The sequence below is a fragment of the Synechococcus sp. W55.2 genome (assembly GCF_047461635.1).
Classification (GTDB): domain Bacteria; phylum Cyanobacteriota; class Cyanobacteriia; order Thermostichales; family Thermostichaceae; genus Thermostichus.
On the sequence record NZ_JANSHM010000008.1, the window covers coordinates 15,509 to 31,767 of the forward strand.

15 protein-coding genes are annotated in these 16,259 nt (G+C 59.0%); 5 read left to right on the forward strand and 10 right to left on the reverse strand.

The features are described 5' to 3' along the window. Window positions 1-27: 27 nt before the first annotated feature. From NW828_RS03160 to NW828_RS03200, 9 genes are all read right to left on the reverse strand, one after another. Entirely contained in the window at window positions 28-1,335 is a 1,308-nt protein-coding gene (locus NW828_RS03160) for an SBBP repeat-containing protein (protein WP_414381431.1), read from the reverse strand. Between the two features lie 184 nt (window positions 1,336-1,519). After that, window positions 1,520-1,684, reverse strand: a complete 165-nt coding sequence (locus NW828_RS03165; protein ID WP_414381434.1) for a hypothetical protein — start codon at window positions 1,682-1,684, stop codon at window positions 1,520-1,522. A 28-nt stretch (window positions 1,685-1,712) separates the two neighbouring features. After that, entirely contained in the window at window positions 1,713-2,234 is a 522-nt protein-coding gene (locus NW828_RS03170) for a gamma-glutamyl-gamma-aminobutyrate hydrolase family protein (protein ID WP_414381437.1), read from the reverse strand. 167 nt (window positions 2,235-2,401) lie between these two features. Next, a complete protein-coding gene (locus NW828_RS03175) occupies window positions 2,402-3,466 on the reverse strand; it encodes an ABC transporter permease (protein ID WP_414381440.1) in 1,065 nt (354 codons plus the stop codon). Between the two features lie 43 nt (window positions 3,467-3,509). Further along, window positions 3,510-5,327, reverse strand: coding sequence for an ArnT family glycosyltransferase (locus tag NW828_RS03180; protein WP_414381443.1), 1,818 nt, complete (start codon window positions 5,325-5,327; stop codon window positions 3,510-3,512). Window positions 5,328-5,436: 109 nt separating this feature from the next. Then, window positions 5,437-7,188 (reverse strand): DUF2254 family protein, encoded by a 1,752-nt coding sequence (locus NW828_RS03185; RefSeq protein ID WP_414381445.1) that lies wholly within the window; start codon window positions 7,186-7,188, stop codon window positions 5,437-5,439. A gap of 27 nt (window positions 7,189-7,215) precedes the next feature. Next, window positions 7,216-8,724, reverse strand: coding sequence for a signal recognition particle-docking protein FtsY (gene ftsY, locus NW828_RS03190; RefSeq protein ID WP_414381447.1), 1,509 nt, complete (start codon window positions 8,722-8,724; stop codon window positions 7,216-7,218). A 103-nt stretch (window positions 8,725-8,827) separates the two neighbouring features. After that, complete coding sequence (locus tag NW828_RS03195) at window positions 8,828-9,655, reverse strand: DUF2993 domain-containing protein (RefSeq protein ID WP_414381448.1); 828 nt, start codon at window positions 9,653-9,655, stop codon at window positions 8,828-8,830. 68 nt (window positions 9,656-9,723) lie between these two features. Continuing rightward, window positions 9,724-10,191, reverse strand: a complete 468-nt coding sequence (locus NW828_RS03200) for a hypothetical protein (protein WP_414381450.1) — start codon at window positions 10,189-10,191, stop codon at window positions 9,724-9,726. A gap of 327 nt (window positions 10,192-10,518) precedes the next feature. Here NW828_RS03200 and NW828_RS03205 point away from each other — a divergent pair, with 327 nt between their 5' ends. The 5 genes from NW828_RS03205 (at window position 10,519) to NW828_RS03225 (ending at window position 15,884) form a co-directional block, all read left to right on the forward strand. Beyond that, window positions 10,519-10,884 (forward strand): hypothetical protein, encoded by a 366-nt coding sequence (locus NW828_RS03205; protein ID WP_414381453.1) that lies wholly within the window; start codon window positions 10,519-10,521, stop codon window positions 10,882-10,884. A 406-nt stretch (window positions 10,885-11,290) separates the two neighbouring features. Continuing rightward, window positions 11,291-12,025, forward strand: coding sequence for a septum site-determining protein MinC (gene minC, locus NW828_RS03210; protein WP_414329647.1), 735 nt, complete (start codon window positions 11,291-11,293; stop codon window positions 12,023-12,025). Beyond that, window positions 12,022-12,828: a septum site-determining protein MinD gene (gene minD / locus NW828_RS03215; protein ID WP_414381456.1), complete on the forward strand. Its 807-nt coding sequence runs from the start codon at window positions 12,022-12,024 to the stop codon at window positions 12,826-12,828. The genes minC and minD overlap by 4 nt, the downstream gene beginning before the upstream one ends. 82 nt (window positions 12,829-12,910) lie before the next feature. Further along, window positions 12,911-13,213: a cell division topological specificity factor MinE gene (minE, locus tag NW828_RS03220; protein ID WP_011431985.1), complete on the forward strand. Its 303-nt coding sequence runs from the start codon at window positions 12,911-12,913 to the stop codon at window positions 13,211-13,213. Window positions 13,214-13,610: 397 nt separating this feature from the next. Beyond that, on the forward strand, window positions 13,611-15,884 hold the full coding sequence (locus NW828_RS03225) for a cation:proton antiporter (RefSeq protein ID WP_414381459.1): 2,274 nt from the start codon (window positions 13,611-13,613) through the stop codon (window positions 15,882-15,884). Here NW828_RS03225 and NW828_RS03230 read toward each other — a convergent pair. Beyond that, complete coding sequence (locus NW828_RS03230; RefSeq protein WP_414329655.1) at window positions 15,862-16,230, reverse strand: gamma-glutamylcyclotransferase; 369 nt, start codon at window positions 16,228-16,230, stop codon at window positions 15,862-15,864. The two genes, NW828_RS03225 and NW828_RS03230, sit on opposite strands and share 23 nt — an antisense overlap. Between the last annotated feature and the right edge of the window lie 29 nt (window positions 16,231-16,259).

Sequence of the window (16,259 nt, forward strand, 5' to 3'; positions counted from 1 at the left end):
GGGATCCCGCCCTGGCAAAGCCTCAGCCTAACGAGCGTATTTGAGTACCAAGACATCTTTCATGCCCGCTCGGGGTTGGTCAGGAAAGGCTCCCCAAGTTACCCCCGCCACCCAAAGATTTCCCCCTTTGTCCGAAGCAAGAGAACGGATCCATTCAAAGTCAGGGGTTCCAAACTGGTGGCTCCAGAGTTCATTGCCGTTGACGTCGTAAAGGCGCACAAAGGCATCGCTAGGCAACTGACCCGCTGGGGTTCCCTGGGTATGTCCTGCCACCCAAATGTTCCCGCTCCCATCCACAGCGATGGCCAGGACTCGTTCCCTCTGTTTGCCTGGGAATTGGCGGTTCCAGAGTTGGTTGCCGTAGGCATCGTACTGCTGCACAAGAACGCTGTACTCCCCTGCCTGGCCGGTAGGAGCTTCTTGGATGAATCCCGCTATCCAGATCCCCATCTCGCCCACAGCGAAAGTGCTCCGCACCGCTGGCGCGATGGAAAAAGCCCCGTCACCCCTCCCGCCTGAAAACTGGCGAAGCCAGAGCTGGTTGCCCTCGGGATCATACTTGCGCACAAAGCCTCCCGCTCTGGGACTCCGTCCCGCTGACGCGACCGACTGTCCCGGAAGGCTTTCTTGAATGGATCCCACCACCCAGACATTTCCCTCCTCGTCGGCAGCCAGGGCACCGGCCCGCCGATGGAGCTCGAGCTCTCGAGTCCAGAGCAGGTTGCCATTGGAGTCATACTTGTGCACAAAGCTTTTACCCCTGGATTGGCCGGAAGGGGCTAAGGACTCCGTCCCGCTACCGCGAACGGCATCCCCCGCCACCCAGACGTTGCCCTCTGCATTCACGGCAAGAGCCGTGACCCCGTCCAACTCCCCACTGCCGAACCGACGAGTCCAGAGTTCCCTGCCCTGGGGATTGTACCTGCGCACGAAAGCTTCCTTCCCCCCGGCACTGACCTGGTGGGGGAAAGTCCTGTAGGTAACCCCTGCCACCCAGGCATTTCCCCACCTGTCCACCGCTACGGCTAGCGCTTCGTCAAGACTGGAAGTTCCAAACTGGCGGGTCCAGAGTTCCTTACCTTGGGCGTTGTACTTGCGCACAAAGGCATCTCCCCCACCTGCCCCGGCCTGCTTGGGAAGAGTTCCGTGGGTAACTCCCACCACCCAGGCGTTTCCCCTCTCATCTACAGCGATGGAGTGGGCCTCGTCGGAGCTAGGGGTTCCAAACTGGCGGAGCCAAGGAGCAGGATCCTCGCCGCAGGCACCCAAAAGAGCCGAGCTGGCAAAAGCCAGCCCTAGAGAGACAACCCTCTCCAGCGGTCGCTTCCTGTTCATATGCGTACGGCACCCTGACGGGAAAGGACTCCGTCCCGCTACCGCGTTCGCGTTAGCGTCGCGTAGCGACAACGGCGCTTCTTGACAAGGGGGCACCGCCTAGAAGTTAGCACGGGATAACTGACGGGATAACTGTTGGATGATTCTCCAACGGCAGGACTGTCCTCTGGCTGGGAACCTTCCTTTAGGCGACTTGGGGTACGGGCTCAGGGTTGGGCAGCAGGCCAGCTAGGCGCGGGGAAAAACGCAGTGCTGCCTGCACAAAGGCTTGAAACAGACGGAAGTGCAAGGACTCCGTCCCGCTACCGCGAACGGCTTCTTCAAAGGTGAACTCGGAGTGCCACTGCACGGCAACAGCCTAGGGGTGGGTTTCGTGTTCAATGGCCTCGAAAGGACTCCGTCCCGCTACCGCGATCAGCGGGGTTGAAGTGATCCAGCTCGTCGTACACATCAGGCACATGGGGGAAAGGACTCCGTCCCGCTACCGCGAACAGCTTGCCGCCACTGACCACATTTAACAATTGCATCCCCCGGCAAATGCCTAAAACAGGGATCCCCTGGGCCAGCACGGCCTGAGCCAAGGCCACCTCAAATCGATCCCGCTCCGCGTTCACATAGCGCACCTGGGGATGTTGCGGATCCTCTCCAAAGGACTCCGTCCCGCTACCGCGAAAGGTGCTGGGGCAGAGGTCGCCGCCACCAGTCAACACCAGGCCATCCACCCAAGACAGCAAAACCTGGGGCTCGCTTTCGCCTGGGGGAAAAAGAACAGGGATCCCTCCGGCAGCACGAATGGCATCCACATAACGGCCTGGCGCTACAAAGTCTCCCTCGTCATTGCGGTTGCGGGTGGTAACGCCGATGAGCGGTCGATTTGAAAAAGGGGATGTCCGATTCATCCTTCTACGATAGCCTCATTTCCCAATGTTGATGGTGCTATGCCTACGGCAGAGGAACCGCACCACTGTCCTGAGCAGAAAAATCCAAAGTTTTCCCCCGCGATAGGAGTTAAATCTCGTTGTTGCGCAACGCTAACGCAAAGGGATCCCAGAAATCGCCGAAGCCATTAACCTTTCTCAAGGAAATAGCGGCGGCTGATCCCTTGGGCCAGCAAGACGAACAACACCAGGGATCCCTGAATCACACCGGCCAAAGAAGACTCCAATTGCAAAGAGAGAGGCAGTTGCAAGCTGCCGATGTTAAGACTGCTGAAGAAAAAGGCAATCGGCAAAATCAGCAGGGGGTTAAAGCCTGCCAGCATCACCACCAACAAGGCCAGAAAGCCCAAATTGCTGGAGATATTGGGGATGAGGCGATGGAACAGAGCCAACACCTGCAAGGCGCCCGCCAGCCCTGCTAAGCCCCCACAGCAGGCAAATGCCATGAGCAACCTGCGGGTAGCCGGGATCCCCAACCGGAAAGCAGCTACAGGGTTTTTCCCCACCGCCCGCAACTGCAGGCCGAAGCGAGTGTTGCCCACCACCAGCACCGTCAGGGCCAAAGCCAACAGGGCCAGCAGCAACGCCACCGGACTGGCCTCTGACCGCCCCCAGGTGGGCAACCACAGACGGGGATCCAACACTTCCGTCCCGCTCATGGAAGCCACCCCCGGCCTTTTCCAAGGGCCGAAGATCAGGTAGAGAACCCAACCTTGGGCAACAAAGTTCAGCCCCAGACCGGCGAAGATCTCGTTGACCCGCCCCCACACATTCAGGATCCCGGCCAACAAGCCCCAGCCCGCCCCGCCCAGGATCCCGGCCAAAAGCGCCAAGGTAATGACCAGTGGCGGCGGCAACCATCCCGCTTCCAGACGCACCAGAAACGTGGCCGCAATTGCCCCGACCACCATTTGCCCTTCGATGCCCAAGTTGTAGAGACCGGCAACAAACGTAAACACCAGCCCACAGCAGCAGAGGACAAGGGGAGCCAGCGTCGCCAAAACCCGGCCAAACTGAGCTTCGGTGCCAAAGGCCCCCTGCCACATGCTGGCCGCTACCTGGAGAGGGGAAGCCCCCGCCAGCGGGATCACCCCCGCCACAAATAGCAGCGCTGCCAGCCAAGCCAATCCCTGGATTACCCAGGTACGCTCTAGAGACACCCACGACCGGCCCGATTCCGCTATTCCCGCCATGCTTTAACACTTCCTAGGATTCTTAAACTTAAGATTTTTAAACTCAAAGAGGCTCCCCGCTGCCCTGCTCCAAGAGGGGATCCAAACGGCGCACCAGTTGCCAGCCCTCCACCTCCGCCAGAGGTTGTAACCCCAAATCCCGGATCTCCACCTTCTCTGCCTGCACCGGAGAAACCCAAAGGTAGTCTCCATATTCCCCTCGTTGCAGAGCCTGATCATCCACCCATCTCCCCGGATTAGGGGTATAAAAAGCGATGGCCTGGGCCTGACAGACATCCGGCAAGCCGCTGCGGCCAATATCCACCACCGTCTCCCCAGCCTCTGTCGAGGACTCCGTCCCGCTAACGCGAACGGACGGGGGCAGCATTTGGTTCCAATCCATTTGGGCAAAAGCAGGGCTGAAGTTGCCGAAATCAGGCCGCAAGACGATGGTGATCATGGCGAGAATCCCGGCCAACAAGAGGGTTCCCACCCACAGACTGCCGGCACAGCGCAACACCCGCCGCCAACTGCAGATCCCTGGCAGCAAGAGGTACAAAACACCCATCACCACCAGCGGCCAAGCATGAGGCTGTAGGAGCTCCAGACCGTCTACACCTAGCCGGACGGCCACCCCCAAACCCAACAGCAGCAGCCCCACCGCTGCCAGTCCCCAAGAGAGCACCTGAGCCAGACGGGGCTTTAAGTGCAAGGACTCCGTCCCGCTAACGCGATCCGCACCGCTGACGCGACCCCGCATAGCCAACGCTTGATCCAAGGCTACCCCGGCCAAGAGAGCCAGCCAAGGGTAAAGCTGCACGGTGTAGTAGGGGGTTTTGGTGGGATAAAGCTGCAACAACAACAGCAGCAGCAGGGGGAAAGACCAGATCAGCAGCGTGGATCCCGGCTGCTGGCGCACCAGGAGAAAGCCACCCACCAAAGCCAAAACCGTCCACGGGAAGCCATGAACGGGAATGTGCCAAAAGTAGTACCAGCCGGTGGCATCCGCATGGAAGGGCTCTTGCCCCAGATCCCACACCTTCCCCACCAGGGTGGTCAGCACCTGTGGGCCATACACCTGCATGGCTGGACCTAGCCAGAGGCCAAAAATCCCCAAGCCCAGCCCAAGCGCCAGCCAAAATGGGGCGGATCCCATCCAGCGGCGCCGTTGCTGCACGAGATAGGGGATCAAAGCCGCCCCCGGCAGCAGGATCATGGCACTTTTCATCAGCAGGCCCAGCCCGAAGGCCACTCCGGTTAGCCAAAACCAAACCCTGTGGCCGCGGATACCGTTGACCAGCCCCAGGATCCCCAGCAGCTCCAGAAAGGTCAAGGGCACATCCTGCCCCACCAGCCGCCCCTGCTGCACCCAGAGGTAGCACAGGGGCAAAACCGCCATCCCCAAAAAGGCCGCCCGCATCGGCAAAAAAAACCACCCAATCCAACCCACCAGGGGAATGGAGAGCAAAGCAGCGAGGATCCCTGGCAGCCGCGCTGCCCACTCGTTTACCCCGTACAGGGCAAAACTGAGGGCCACGCTCCAGGTGAGCAGAGGGGGTTTCTCGAAAAAAGGCTCCCCCAAAAAAGTGGGCCCCAGCCAATGCCCTCCCCGCAGCAGCTCGCGGGCCATTTGGGCATAAAAGCTCTCGTCGCAGCCAGCCAAACTGGGATCCGCCCCCGAAAGCACAAACAGAGGCACTGCCAGGCCCATGACTAGTAGGCTTAGGCCCCAAAAGGGCACAAGGACTCCGTCCCGCTTACGCGATAGGTGCGGGTCGCGGCGAAACTGAACGAAGGAGCTGGATCCCGGCAGGGATCTGCGGCTAGGAGAACTGCCCAGACGGTTGGGGTTGCCGAAAGGACGCATGGGACAAGTCAGCAAGGGGCGGCTCTAACCAGACTAGACAAGGACTCCGTCCCGCTTACGCGAGCGGCAGAATTTTTTAGGGAAGCTCCAGAGATCCAGAGGAGCTCTAAGGACTCCGTCCCGCTTACGCGATCAGCTTATCTGCCGGCAAGGTTAAGCCCTGAAACCAGCTAAAAAACTGCTCGGCATAGGGCCAAAGAGCGGGCTCCAAGTAGTAGAAGTTCTCCCCCCGGTCGGTAAACTCCCAAAACTCTGCAGCCGTAGAGAGCAGCTCTTGGTGGATGCTCTGCAGGCGCGCCAGGGGCTCGTGCTGCATATCCTGATAGATCAGCCTGGCCCAGTCCTCCCGGCCACGACTGAGGAAATAGGCTGCCAAGCGGACTTGGGTTTTGCGGATCCCACGCAGGGTGGTTTCCTGTTGCTCGCTTTCGGGATCCTGATCCAGACGTAACAAGGCTTGCACAATGGCTTCCGTTGTTTCAGAGCCCAGAGCACAGCTCGACTGGGCCAACATTCCCAGATCAAAGCCAAAGGTTTCAGATAGGAAAAAGAGGCCAGCTTTGTAGGCAATTAAGCTGTAGTAGCGAAAGTAGCCAACAATCTGCAAGACCAGAGCCGACTGGCGGTGTTGTAGGGCTGCCTCGGCCAACAAGCGGTACTGCTTGAGCAGGTTGTAGCCGCTGCGGATGTCTCGCGCGTTGATGACGGCCCGCAGATAGGTATTGAAAAACTTGATCACCCACCCCGCTACCGTGAGTTGTTGGGTTTCCAGGGCGCGGATCCCCAGCTCCCGGCTGTGAATGGCCACCAGGGTGCTCGCCTGGCGCATGCCGTTTAGTCCTTCGGCAAATAAGGCTTGATACTGCCGCAGGATCTTCAGCTCCAGCCAGGATCCTTCTGCCTCAATCTGGCTCAAGAGTCCCTTATCCACCGAAGCAAAGTCTGGATCCCGCCGCAGAGCAGGGGTAAAGAGAAACCAGGCAGGGGGCAGTTGTGCTTTGTGAGCAGCATAGAAGACCCACAGAGACTTCAAGCTGTCCAAGGCTTCCAGGAGAATGCTCCCCTCCTGCTGACGGAGAGCACTGGTGGCGATGCTTTTGATTTCATCCAGAGCCGAGAGGCAGCGCTGATGAGCTGGCGAGCATTCGCCCATTGGAGAGTGCTGCTCTGTTGCTATGCCTACGGCACCCTGTATTCCTGCGCATCGCTGTTGCTGCACAACGTTGTCGTGACGAGGCCGCAGTTGCAGTGAACAACGGGAGAAATAGCCCCTCTTGGATCCGGAGTCCGATCCTGATCTCCTGGAAGCAAGGGATCCCAGGATGGCCTGCCGCACTTGCTGCTCAATGCGATGGATAATCGAGGCCGGTTGCAAGAAGTGAAACACGAAGCGAAAGTAGGGGATCAGCATCAAAAACGAGGCTGTGCCCAGCAGCAAATTCAGACCGATGAGCAGCCCCAGACGTTGTTGCTCCACACCGCCGACGCGAACGTAAAGGCTCAGGGCTGCCGAACTCCACAAACTGACCACATTGGCCAGAATCAGGAAAAAGAAGAGGTAGAAATTGACTTTCTCGCGCAAAAACAGCTCCGTGACCTTGGGGGTGAAGCGATCCGCGCTCAACTGCACCACAATGGCCACCACCGAGAGGGTAAAGCCCAGCACCCCCGACAACACCTGAGCCAAGGTGGTTACAAATTCCTGCAAAGCCCCTGCATCCTGCGTGGATCCCGCCCGAACCAGGTTCAACCCGCTCTGGATCCAGCGGTGCCCACCCCAAGCCCAAAGCAAACCTGCCCCCACCACTGCAGCACTCCAGGGCAGAAAGCGGGGGCGACGCCCAACAAAGCCTGGATCTGTGTGTCTCTCTTTCACAATGGCCCTTCTCAGAGAGGGGGTGCCTCAATACTCGCTTAGAAGAGCTTCCACAAACTCGTAGCTGGAAAAAGGCCGCAGATCTTCTAGCCCCTCGCCGGCGCCGATAAAGCGGATGGGTAGGTTCATCTGCTGCGTAATGGCCAGGGCAATCCCCCCCTTGGCGGTGCTATCCAGCTTAGTCAGGATCACGCCGCTCAACTTGGCAGCCTCGGCAAACACCTCGGCTTGGCGCAACCCGTTTTGCCCTTGGGTGGCATCCAGCACCAGAAGGCTTTCTACTTTGGCTTCGGGAGCTTTTTTATCGACGATGCGGCGGATCTTGGCCAGCTCGTCCATCAGGTTTTTCTTGTTTTGCAGACGGCCTGCCGTGTCCACCAACAGCAACTCGGTGCCCCTGGCCTTGGCGGCTGTGATGGCGTCAAAAACCACCGCTGCCGGATCGGCATTGGGAGAGGGATTGGCGATCACCTCTACCCCTGCTCGCTCTGCCCAAACCTTGAGCTGCTCCACAGCAGCAGCCCGGAAAGTATCAGCAGCAGCAATCAGACAGCGGTATCCAGACTTGCGGGCGACATGGGCAATTTTGCCAATGGTGGTGGTTTTGCCCGCCCCATTCACCCCGACAATCAGCCAAATGTTGAGCGTGTCCCGTTGTGGGGCAAAGGTGGGATTCCCCACCGTCAACATCTGCCGCATCTGCTGCTTGAGGTATTTGACGGCCTCCTCTGGGGGCACCACCTCCTCTCGCATGCGCTTTTGTAGGGCTTGGATGATCTGCTCGGTGGCGTCGATCCCCACATCGGCCTGCAGCAACAGGGCCTCAATTTCTTCCACAGCCTTCTGATCCAGAGGGCCGCGGCCTACCAGGGCTTTCAACTGGTTGATCAGGTTAAGGCGGGTTTTGCCCAAGCCTCGCCGCAGCTTTTGCAGCCAGGAGATTTCCTCAACGGAAATCTCTTCCGGTTTGCGCCCTTGAGCCGCCAAGATCTCGGCTGACCAGCGGAAGCCCTCATCGAAGACCAGCTCTTCCGGCCCCGTCTCTGGAGAGGGAGCAACGGCTGGAGTCACCGGCTCGGGTTTGGGCTCATCCACGGCGCTGGCTTGCAGGGCTTGGAGACGCTCAGCAGCACGGGGAGCCAGATCGAAAAACGAGGGAGCTGCCGCCGGCTGCACAGGGGGCGATTCTGGAGATGCTGGTTCTTGTGTTGGAGTGGAGGACTGGACGGGTTCACGGGGTTCTGCTTGGGCAAGTGGGCCGGAGTCCTCAGTCGAGGCCGGTGGCTGTGGCTGGACGGATTCTGCAGGGATCCCTTCCGCTGGCGCAGGTGGGACAGAGTCCTGGGTTGCCGGTGGGGCTTGGGCAGCAGCACGGGCCTTCAGGTTGGCATAGGCGGCTTTGGCAAAAGCCAAATAGTCTTCAGGGGAGATCTCCGCCGGTTCTGTGGCTGGCGCGGGGGCTGGTGGCGAAGACTCCGCTTCACCAGGAGAGTCGGTAGAGTCGGTATAGCGGCGGCGAAACCAATCGAAGGCCATAATCCCATCTCCAGCCTGGCTGATCTTTATCCAGTTTGACAGAGCAGCTCTCCTGCTAGAGCGCAGCCCTGGGGAGCTCATCCCTGCTCAATGGGGATCCCCGTTAGCGGGACGAGGTCCTTTCCAACCCTTCCACCCGCACAAACCCAATCACCTGCAACTGGTCAGGCTCTATCTCTAGGCTGAGCACCCGCATCAGGATCCCAATCTCTTCCAGCTCTTGCAGGTCAAGCACCTCATTGAGCCCGCCCAAAAACGCTGCTGAGATCTCATCGGGAACCCGCACAGAACCGATCACAAACTCCGGATTCTCCAGCTTTAGGCTGCGCCCTTCTTCCACGCGGATCCCGGTGTTAAACACCACCTCCACTGCTCGCGTTGGCTGGACGGAGTCCTTCTGCTCGGTACCGCCGTCTTCCTCCACCAAAAGGGCAGAGAGCTGAATGCGGCTGGGATCCAAAAACTCGACGCGGGGCTGACGCAGATCGAAACGGCGAGCTTCCCTTCCCGCTCCCCCAAAAGGCAGATCGGCGCGGATATCCTGAAACTGGCGGAGCACCTCTGGCTTGTTGAGGGCAGCATTCAAGTCCTCTTCTCGCACCACCACCCGCACCGCAGCTTGCAGAGGTCGCGTCAGGCGCAAGGGAGCCCCCTGGAAAAAAGAGGGGTCAATTGCCACCGGATCGGTTTCCAGCTCCAGAAGCTCGATGCGGGGAAAGGGCGCTCGATAGAGCCCGCGACCGGCAATCAGCAGGCGATCCGCTTGGCCATTCAGCAGCCGGTAATTGGGCTGGCTTTGAATACGCACCTCCAAAACCTCTGCCCGATCCAACTGATCCAACAGAAGCTGCCGCGCCGTCTGATCCGCCAGATAGCCCGCTCCTCCTCCCAAGCCCGCCAACAGCCCCAAGAGAACTGCCAGGATCTCCATGATCACTAACCGGATGTGCCCCAACCCAGGTTAGCAAGGGGATCCCTGGCCCCCCTTGAGGATCTGGGCTAGCGCAGCACCTTGAGAGGGCTGGCCTCAATGGGTCGGTTGCCCATAAAGGTTTTGGCAATTTTCAGGCCATCGGCCATTATCGGCCGATTGAGCGCGGGGTCATGGATGAATTTGGCGCCAGAGGCAACCGTTGGGCGTCCCTCCCCCCAAGTGTCCACGACTTTGAGAGTTGCAGCAGCAACTGGACGTCCGTCGGCATAGTAATCCACCACTTTCAGGGTTGAAGCCCCAACCGGACGGTGGTCAATCTCAATTTCGCTGAACTTGACAGGGCTGGGAAACACGGGCGGGCCGGATTTCTCCCCCAGCAGTACCGGCATCTGAGCAGCCGCAGAGGCCCCATCAGCAGGCAGGGGAGCCAGGTTTAGAGCGTTACCCGTTTGCGTTAGCGGGAGGGCGTCCTTTCCCATAGAAGAAGCCTCTTGCTCTGGAAGCGTGCCGGGATGACCATTTGGAACGGCCATAAGAAACTCCTGAGTTGGTAGAGATAATGAACAAAACAAGACGGGAAAGGGCAGGAAGCTAGATCCCAGTGGAGCGCTGCAGAAGAGGGATATCCTTGGCAAGGCTAAAGGTTGGCCTCCCCAAGTTCAAATGAGTGAGACTAAATCTCGAATCTAAAAATATTCTAAACCAAAGTTTGGCATGGGATCCGCCGGCTGTGACCCAACGGTTCCTGAGACGATGCCGGCCAGTCGCGTTAGCGTTGCGTAGCTATGACGTCCTCTTCGCTCCAGCCACCCCCTGGCAAAATCCAAAGCGGACGGTACACTAGTGAGTTAGCAAAGTCTATGGCAGGGATCCCCTATTCCTATTGGCGCTGGGCAAGGTGGCCGGCACCGGCTCTGTGGGCGTTGCTGCTTTGGTTTGCTCCTGCAGCTCGAGCTTCTACCCTGGACGCGCCCCCATTTGACCTGAATGTTGTCCGCTCCCGTTCTCTGCCGTGGAGACATCCTCTTCTTGTTCCCGAGCAGAAGGATCCCATCCCATCCGCTCGCGTTGGCGAGACGGAGTCCTGGGTTGAGGTCGAGGTGACAGAGCATCCCTTTCTGGAGTTCACCCTTGAAGAAAGCAACGCAGCTGTTGCCCTATTTGGATGCGATTGCCCGGCCCACCTCAACCAGTTGCGGAGACTACGCGGTCTGCCTTTGCTGTGAAGCACAGCTCCACCAGTAACTGTCCCTGACAAAGAAACACAGGGAGCCATCCAGCCGGTCTTGGGCAGAAGGGATCCCCCTGGGCCGGGTTAGGGCAAGGCAGGGAGTACCGGCAGGATCTCAATCCCGTCAACAGTCCTTTTTCATGGGCAATAAACTCATTTTCACGGCTCTGCGGGCGCCGTACCCCCAATTCCAGGGCTAGAGCAGCCAAGGTACCGTCGTCATCAGCATTGGCTCCATCCGAGACAGCTTACCCTCAAGTTAGCGATCCCGAAGCAAGATTGTCCTGCCACCCAAGCGAAACCGCTTTGCTATCAAGGGCAACCGCCGAGAGAGGCTCCCCTGGTTTGGCGGAATGGAATAGGATAGGGCTCTATATTCAGGCAGACGTTTAAGGGCGGTCATGACGGGATCCCCTACATGGAACCCTGAAATCTCCCCATCTCCAGACTCCTGGGCCACGGGCAGCGTTTACTTTCGGTCGGATGCACAAGGGATTCATCTGCACTTGCCCAGCACCTTGCCTTGGGAGGAGCTTTGGGAAAACCTGGTTTGGCAGTTGCGCAGCCGCAAACCCTACTGGGCCGGGGTCGCTCCCCTCACCCTCTGGAGCCAGCAGCGAGAGCTGGACATGCCCACCCTACAACTTCTTGCTGCCCTATTGTCTCAGCATGGACTGCAACTGTGGCGCGTTCAAACTCGATCCCGCTCGACAGCGATTGCAGCAGCGACGTTGGGGTATTCTGTGGAGCAATCTTCCCTTTTGGAGGCAGTTCCCCCTGCTCCCCCAGACACCACACCTCTGTACCTACGTTCGACGGTGCGCTCTGGCATGTCCGTGCGTCACAGGGGCTCGGTATTCCTGTTAGGGGATCTCAACCCCGGCGGCGAGATCATTGCTGGAGGAGATATTTGGGTTTGGGGACGCTTGCGGGGCCTGGTTCACGCGGGGGCCGACGGCGACAAGGGGGCTGTAATTTTGGCTTTGCAGTTGGAGCCCACTCAGTTGCGCATTGCCGATCAAGTGGCCCGTCCGCCAGAAGGTGGATCCCTGCCCAACACCCCTGAAGTGGTTTACCTGCAGGAGGATGTCATCTGCGTCGCCAGCCTTCAGGATTTTCTGCGGAGAGGAGTATGAGCCGAGTCATTGTCATAACCTCTGGTAAAGGTGGAGTCGGCAAAACCACCGTGACGGCCAACCTGGGCACTGCCTTGGCGCGCTTGGGTCGCTCGGTGGTGGTGGTGGATGCAGACTTTGGCCTGCGCAACCTGGATTTGCTGCTGGGGCTGGAGAATCGGGTGGTGTACACAGCCCTAGAGGTGATCGCCGGGGAATGTCGCCTCGAGCAAGCTTTGGTGAAAGACAAGCGCACCCCCAATCTCTCGCTGTTGCCGGCAGCCCAAACCCGCAACAAAACGTCGGTGCATCCGGATCAGATGCGCCAGTTAATCGAGAAGCTGGCCAGCAGCCATGACTATGTGCTGATCGATTGTCCGGCAGGGATCGAACAAGGGTTTCGCAATGCCATCGCCGGAGCCAACGAGGCCATCATCATCACCACCCCAGAAGTGGCAGCGGTGCGGGATGCAGATCGCGTGGTGGGCCTGCTGGAAGCTGCACAAATTTCATCGACTCAGCTGATTGTCAACCGCCTGCGCCCGGACATGGTGGCAGCCGGCCAGATGATGTTGGTGGAAGATGTGGTGGAGGTGCTGGCCATCCCCTTGGTGGGTATCATTCCAGAAGACCGCGAGGTGATCGTCTCCACCAACAAAGGGGAGCCCCTGGTTCTCTCCGCCAATCCAACTCTGGCTGCTCAGGCCATCCAGCGCATTGCCCGACGGCTGGAAGGGGAAACAGTGGACTTCCCCAAGATGGCCAGTTTGGGCGAGTCCTTTTGGGAGCGGGCCAAACGGTTTTTAAACCAAAAGGTGCTCTGACGACTGTTCCATCTCTAATTCATCCAGGTTGCAATGGCAATTTTGACCTGTTTACAACTGAGTAACAAAGCCAACAAAACCTATGCTCCTCGATTTTTTGGATCAGCTTTTTTCTCGGCACTCCGGCAACAGCCGCCAGCAAGCCAAGCAACGGTTGAAGCTGATCTTGGCCCATGACCGCGCTGACCTCACCCCGGCGGCGCTGGAATCAATGCGCCTGGAGATTTTGGGGGTGGTGTCCCGCTATGTGGAGCTGGATTCAGAAGGGATGCAGTTTCACTTGGCCACGGAAGGGGGAACGACTGCTCTTATTGCCAATCTGCCTATCCGTCGCGTTAAGCCCTTAGAGACCGGTCTCAGCCGCTCAGAAGGCGAGAAAGCCTAGAAGGGGAGATTTCTGGCAGCATGTTAATTGGCCTTCATTCCAACAGGGCTCCCAATGCCAGAGTGGTCGTCAAGCTCGCTCTGTGATAGGTTGAGGTAAGTCGTGTGTACTGTAGAAAGAGTGGATCTGGGTGTAGCTTTTGCAACTTTATGGAGCCAGCACACAGAGGCTAACTAAATGTTAACTCTGCATGTTCGAGCTCATGAACTGCTGACGTGATGGGCAGAGCCACCTTGACGATTGGAGACTTTCCAGCAGTCTGTATTGGCGTTAGCGTTGCGGAGTAATAACGACGTTAACGATGGAAACAAAACGATGGAAACAATGAGAGGGTTGGCGTTCAGTAGCTGGAAAGGTAAGGGCTCCGTCCCGCTATTGCGTTCGGTTAAGCCTCAATATGCAAGATTCATTTGAGCTGACGACCCTGTTTACGCTAGCCCTGGTGGCTGGGATCGCTGCTCAGGTGCTGGCCAATTTTGTCAAAGTGCCTAGCATTGTATTCCTGCTGCTGTTTGGCCTGTTGCTGGGGCCAGATGGCTTGGGCTGGGTTCATCCCCAAGTCATGGGATCCGGGCTGGAAGCGCTGGTGTCGTTGGCGGTGGCTCTGATCTTGTTTGAGGGGGGACTGAACCTGCGGCTGCAACGTCTCAATCAGGTATCCGATAGCCTGCGCAATTTGGTTTTGTTGGGATCCCTGCTGACCTTGGTGGGGGGAGCGGCAGCAGCTCACTATCTGGGGGAGTTTCCCTGGCGGCTGGCTTTTTTGTTTGGATCCCTAGCGGTGGTGACGGGGCCGACGGTGATCAACCCTATCCTGAAGCGGGTACGAGTCGATCCGGCAGTCAGCACCCTCCTGGAAGGAGAAGGGGTGCTCATCGATCCCATCGGGGCCATTTTGGCGGTGGTGGTGCTGCAGGTGGTGCTCTCTGGCCATCCCAGTTTTCTCATGGCCCTGGAACAGTTGTCCAGCCGTCTGGCCATCGGGTCGGCGGTGGGAGCGCTGGGGGGCTGGCTGATGGGATCCTTCCTGCTTTGGTCGCGGCAGTTTTTAACCGAGGAGCTGCGCAACTCGGTGGTGCTGGCGGGGGCGCTGGGGGTGTTTGCCTTGGCCCAGTCGCTGCGATCGGAGGCGGGGCTGATGGCAGTGGTGATGGCGGGCCTGGTGGTGCGGCAGAAGGCGGCCATTGCCGAGCGGGGTGTGCGGCAGTTTCACGGCCAGTTGGTGGTGTTGGCCATCTCGGTGATCTTTATTTTGCTTACCGCCACGCTCTCCCTCAAGGCGGTGTTTGCCCTGGGCTGGGGATCCCTGGCCACAGTGCTGTGCTTGATGCTGGTCATCCGCCCCTTGAGCGTGTGGCTGTGTACCTGGCGCAGCGACCTGAATTGGCGGCAGAAGCTGTTTGTGGCTTGGCTGGCTCCTCGGGGCATTGTGGCGGCTTCGGTGGCCTCCTTGTTTGCCATTCTGCTGACAGAACGGGGCATTACTGGGGGGGATGCCCTCAAGGCGCTGGTGTTTTTGACCATCTCGGTGACGGTGACGGTACAGGGGCTGACCGCGGCTTGGGTGGCCCGTTGGCTGGGTCTGGATCAGGGCAGTTCCACCATAATCATCGGCGATCATCCCCTCACCAACCAATTGGCCCAGTTGATGCGCTCGCTCAACCAGACGGTCGAGGTGATCCCACTGCTTTCTGGGGCTTCCAAAAATGGGTATGGCAGCTACGAAGCTTCCCATTCAGCGGACGCCAAAGACTCCGTTTCGCAGAAGCGTCGTGCCGCCATCGCGTCAGGGATGCGGAGCAACAGTGGTGCAGAGCAACATGGCAATGGCACCCACAAACCTGACCCGAAGCCAGAGGCTGCCCCCGGATCCCTGCAGGAGGCCGTGCTGAACGAGTCTGCTCTGTTGAAGGCTGATATCGACCATGCGGAAACCCTGTTGATCCTCACTCTGGATCCGCAGGTGAACTGGGCCATTGCCGAGTTGATGGTTAAGCTCTCGGTTTCTGCCACCATCTGGACGGTGTTGCTGCCGGATATGCCCATCTCAGAAGGGATCCGCACCTTGCAGCCTTCCTTCCCCCAACTGCAGCGCTGGGCCGGCTACCTGGAGGCCAACCGGGCTGAGCTGCGCTCGATCACCCTACCCACGTTGGCGGACTTGGGCCTACCCCTCCCCTTCTCGGCTTCGGCCCTGCCAGAGGCAAGCAACAAGGCTGTTCGCGACAGCAGGACGGAGTCCTTTGTCTTAGCAGCTCAAGAGTCGCTCCCGACAGCGCTGCCCAATCCCTTCCTGGCCCAGATGGGACTGGAGGATCCCACCCTTGAACGGCTGCGGGATCAGTTTGCCTATCGAATCAAAGCCGATCTATGCCTGCCCTTGTTGTTGGTGCGCCCGCAGCGGCTGAGGAGCGGCTCATCTCGACCGGGTCGGCTCTTCTACCTGCCTGAGCCAGACATTTGGCGACGCGGGGATCGCATCTACTACCTGGAGCGCGTTTCCAGCCCTGTGGATGCCGGTGCTCTCTCCGCCAAAGAGTCTGATTCCCAAGAATGGGATCCGTCGGCAGCCGTTCGCGTTCGCGACAGCGGTGCGGAGCACAACAGTGGGATAGAGTCTTTGGTGCTGCCCCAGTATGTTGAGGGCGTCAAGCTCCACTTTGATCTCTAGCCAGCCAGCGGCCACTGGGGATGAGGGAACACCCCTGCACCTGCTCAGGCCGACCCAGATAAACCCAAGCAAAGGTGCCGCTATCCAGTTGCACCCACTGCCGTTCGTACACCCGCGGGTGGTCTTCCAGCTCGTCCAATCGGGGCAATAGACTCAAGGGGATGCGGTAGCACTCGCCGTAGAGCCGGTTTCGGCCACGAACTGCCATCGGGTAGGGGCCGAGACTGTAAAGATCAATGTGGTTGAGGCTGTCTGTCCCCAGGAATTCTGCCCCCTGCAGCAAGCTGTGGTATTGGCCGCCCCGCAGCAGGGATCCGTAGACAAAAACCACTGTGGTCGGTTGCATAGCGTTGCGGAGTAATACAGCTGCTTCAC